At 71.4% G+C, this 3,932-nt stretch carries 4 protein-coding genes; 2 read left to right on the plus strand and 2 right to left on the minus strand.

Annotation, left to right across the window (positions count from 1 at the left end):
* Both G6024_RS09050 and G6024_RS09055 read left to right on the plus strand, forming a co-directional pair.
* Positions 1 to 957: AAA family ATPase (locus G6024_RS09050; protein WP_235027830.1), on the plus strand; the 957-nt coding region annotated here is incomplete at its 5' end.
* A gap of 45 nt (positions 958 to 1,002) precedes the next feature.
* Entirely contained in the window at positions 1,003 to 1,320 is a 318-nt protein-coding gene (locus tag G6024_RS09055; RefSeq protein WP_235027831.1) for a helix-turn-helix domain-containing protein, read from the plus strand.
* A 75-nt stretch (positions 1,321 to 1,395) separates the two neighbouring features.
* Here G6024_RS09055 and G6024_RS09060 read toward each other — a convergent pair whose 3' ends face one another.
* Together G6024_RS09060 and G6024_RS09065 are read right to left on the minus strand one after the other, a co-directional pair.
* Positions 1,396 to 2,139, minus strand: a complete 744-nt coding sequence (locus tag G6024_RS09060; RefSeq protein WP_119192751.1) for a succinate dehydrogenase/fumarate reductase iron-sulfur subunit — start codon at positions 2,137 to 2,139, stop codon at positions 1,396 to 1,398.
* Positions 2,136 to 3,932, minus strand: a 1,797-nt coding sequence (locus G6024_RS09065) for a fumarate reductase/succinate dehydrogenase flavoprotein subunit (RefSeq protein WP_159148530.1), incomplete at its 5' end; no start/stop codon positions are given. The genes G6024_RS09060 and G6024_RS09065, both read right to left, overlap by 4 nt.

Here is a 3,932-nt window from a genome sequence, read left to right on the forward strand (position 1 = left end):
CTCTCGGCCGCGCGCGCCGAGGCCACCGCCGGTGTCGCCGCGCTGCGCGGTGATCTCGCGGCGGCCGAGTCCGAGGTCTCGAGGCTCGGCGACGCCGCCCACCGCGACGAGATCGTCCGGGCGCAGCTCGAGGTCAAGGTCTCGGAGCTCGAGGCGGCGGTGCTCGAGCGTCACGGTATCGAACCGCAGGCCCTCGTCGAGGAGTACGGCCCGGACGTGGACCTGCCGCCGTCGGCGTTGGAGATGCAGGAGTACGAGGCGGCTCGCGAGCGCGGCGAGGACGTGACCCCGCCGCCGCCGATGCCGTTCGTGCGCGCCGAACAGGAGCGTCGTCTCAGGTCGGCGCAGAAGGACCTGGCCACCCTGGGCAAGGTCAACCCGCTGGCGTTGGAGGAGTTCGCGGCGCTGGAGGAGCGCTACGCGTTCCTGTCCACCCAGCTCGACGACGTGAAGAAGGCCCGGTCCGACCTCGAGGGGGTGATCGACGACGTCGACGAGCGCATCGAGCAGATCTTCACCGAGGCGTGGGTCGACGTCGAGCGCGAGTTCCGGGGTGTCTTCTCCACGCTCTTCCCCGGAGGGGAGGGGCGACTGATCCTCACCGAGCCGGAGGACATGCTCGCCACCGGGATCGAGGTGGAGGCGCGGCCACCGGGAAAGAAGGTGAAGCGGTTGTCGCTGCTGTCCGGCGGCGAGAAGTCGCTTACCGCGGTCGCCATGCTGGTGGCGATATTCAAGGCCCGCCCCAGCCCGTTCTACGTCATGGACGAGGTCGAGGCGGCGCTCGACGACACCAACCTGCGGCGGCTCATCGGGCTGTTCGAACAGCTCAGGGAGACCAGCCAGCTCATCGTCATCACCCACCAGAAGCCCACCATGGACGTGGCCGACGTGCTCTACGGCGTGTCGATGCAGGGCGACGGCATCTCCAAGGTCATCTCCCAACGCATGCGCTGACTCCTCGCGGCGGCCCTGCGGTGTCGGATTCGGCATCATGGGGTCATGCCTCAGAGAGAACTGTTCATGGACCCCAGTCTGGCGCGCGCGGCGCGCGCGTTGTGCCTCGTCTCCACCAAGGTGGTGGCGCTGCGCTCCGGACTGGACGAGCAGCGGATCCGCGAGTACGAACGGGGAGTGGGCGCACTCGACGCGGCCGAGGTGCAGGCGTTGACCGACGCCCTGACCTACTTCGGCGCCCGGTTCATCCCGGAGAGCGACCGCGGGGGAGTGGGCGTGCGCCGCAAGTTCACCCGGACCAAGGTCAGGATGATCGAGACGTGGGAGGGCGAGGGCGGACCGGTCGGGGAGGACGACGTCTAGGTCACGGACGGCCCGGTCGTCACCCGGGTGCGACGTGCCGGCCTTCGTGCACGTGGCCAAGGCGGCGCCGCTCGCTCACGAGCGCCGGAAGACCGCCCGGAGCCGTTCACGGTTGACCACGCCGATCGCCCGCAGCGGGATCCCCGCCGGGCACACCCGCGAGCACTCCCCGTAGAGCGAGCAGGGTCCGAATTCCTCGTCGGCGGCGCTGACCATCTCGCGGGCGCGGGTCGCGCGGTCGGCGCCCGCGACGGGCATGAGGGCGAGGTGCCCGAGTTTGGCCCCCACGAACAGGTTGGCCGAGCCGTTGGGGCAGGCCGCCACACACGCCCCGCACCCGATGCACGCCGCGAAGTCCAGCGCGGTCTCCGCCGTGTCGTGACCCTGGAGGGTCGAGTCCGCGTCCGGGGCGGCGCCGGCCGGGATTCCCACATGGGCCGCGGACTCGACGACCCCGTCCAGAGCGGAGCGGTCCACCACCAGATCGCGGATGACAGGGAACACGGCGGCGCGAAGCGGTTCGATGCGCAGGGTGTCCCCGTCGGCGTAGGGGGTCAGCCGCTGGTGACACGACGGGGTGTTCTCCGCGGGACCGTGGGGGCGTCCGTCGACGGTGACGCCGCAGGCCCCGCAGATCCCCTCACGGCAGTCGGAGTCGAACGCCACCGGTTCGACGCCCGCGTCCACCAGGTCGGCGTTGAGGACGTCGAGCAACTCCAGGACACTCATCTCCGGCCGGGCGTCGTGGACCTCGAACTCCTCGTACCGCCCGGCCATGTCGGGCCCGGACTGTCGCCAGATTCGCAGGGTGAGCCTCATCGGTAATCCCTCGCGGTGGGGGCGACTGCGGAGAACTCCAGCGGTTCGGCGTGGCGGGTGAAGGACCGGGGCCCGCCACGGTCATCGCCCTCGGAGGCCCAGGCGGAGGCGAAGGCCCACCGACGGTCGTCCCGCCGGGCCTCGCCGTCGGGCGTCTGGTGCTCGTCGCGGAAGTGGGCGCCGCACGACTCGTCCCGGTCCAGCGCATCCACGCACATCAGTTCCGCCAGTTCGAGGAAGTCGGCGACCCGCCCGGCCTGTTCGAGCACCTGGTTGAGGTGACCGCCTGCGCCCGTGACCCGCAGGCCAGTCCAGAACCGGGTCCGCAGGTCACGGATGCGCTCGAGCGCCCGGGTCAGGCCGTCGGCCGTTCGTGTGACGCCGCAGCCCGAGTAGAGGATCTCGCCGAGCTCACGGTGGAAGTGTTCGGGCCCGGTCGAGCCGCCCACCGCGAGCAGGTTCCGCACCCGCGTCCGGGCGCGGGCCACGGCGGCCACGACCACCTCGTCGTCGTCGCCCGGCAGGTCGTCCCCGAGGCGGGTGGCCAGGTGCGCCGGCACCGAGTACGGAAGGGTGAACCACCCGTCGACGCTCGCGCTGAGCAGGGAATTCGCACCGAGTCGGTTCGCGCCGTGATACGCCCAGCCGCATTCGCCGCCGACGAACAGGCCGGGGATCGACGTCTGCAGGTCGAAGTCGCTCCACAGCCCGCCCATCGTGAAGTGGCACGTCGGCGCGATGCGCATGGGTACGGCGTACGGGTCCTCGCCGGTGGCGTGGGCGTACATCTCGAACAGGTTGCCGTAGCGCTCGGTGATCGTCCGGCGCCCGTCGCGGGACAGGGCGTCACGGAAGTCCAGGTAGACGGAGTTGCGGCGTGGCCCCACCCCTCGCCCGGCACGGATCTCGGAGGTGATCGCCCGGGAGGCCACGTCGCGGGGCACGAGGTTGCCGAAGGCGGGATATCGGCGCTCGAGAAAGAAGTCGCGGTCGGCGTCCGGGATCTCCCCGGGCGGCCGGTCGTCGCCGTCGTGGAGCGGGACCCAGACGCGGCCGTCGTTGCGCAACGATTCGCTCATGAGGATCGTCTTGGCCTGCCAGTCGTTGTCCTTGGGCAGCGCGGTGGGGTGGAACTGCACGAACGACGGTGAGGCGAACAGGGCCCCCCGCTGGTGCGCGCGCCACACCGCCGAGGCGTTGGAGTGGATCGCGAGCGTGGAGTCGTGGAAGACGGTCCCGTAGCCACCGGTCGCGAGGACGACCGCGTGCGCGGTCTCGGCCCGGATGTGGCCGGACACCAGGTCACGGACCACCACACCGTGGCACCCCGAATCGTCGACGACGAGGTCGAGCATTTCGTGGCGGGTGTGCAGCGTGACGGCGCCGGCACGGATCTGCCGCTGCAGGGCCGAGACGCCCGCGAGCTGGAGTTGTTGGCCGGTCTGACCGCGGGAGTAGTACGTGCGCGAGACCTGCACGCCGCCGAAGGACCGGGTCGACAGGACGCCGCCGTACTCGCGTGCGAAGGGGGTCCCGATGGCGGAGAAGTGATCGATCACCCGCGCGGATTCCTCGCCCAGCCGGAACGCCTCGGCCTCCCGCCCACGGAAGTCCCCGCCCGAGACGGTGTCGGCGACGAACCTGGCCACGGAGTCTCCGTCCACCCGGCGGCCGCGGGCGGCGTTGATCCCGCCCTGGGCGGCCACGGAATGCGCGCGCCGGGCGGCGTCGTGGTATGTGAACGCGGTGACCCGGTAGCCGAGTTCGCCGAGGGCGGCCGCCGCGCCGGCCCC

It is taken from the genome of Dietzia maris (assembly GCF_014144855.1).
GTDB lineage: Bacteria > Actinomycetota > Actinomycetes > Mycobacteriales > Mycobacteriaceae > Dietzia > Dietzia kunjamensis.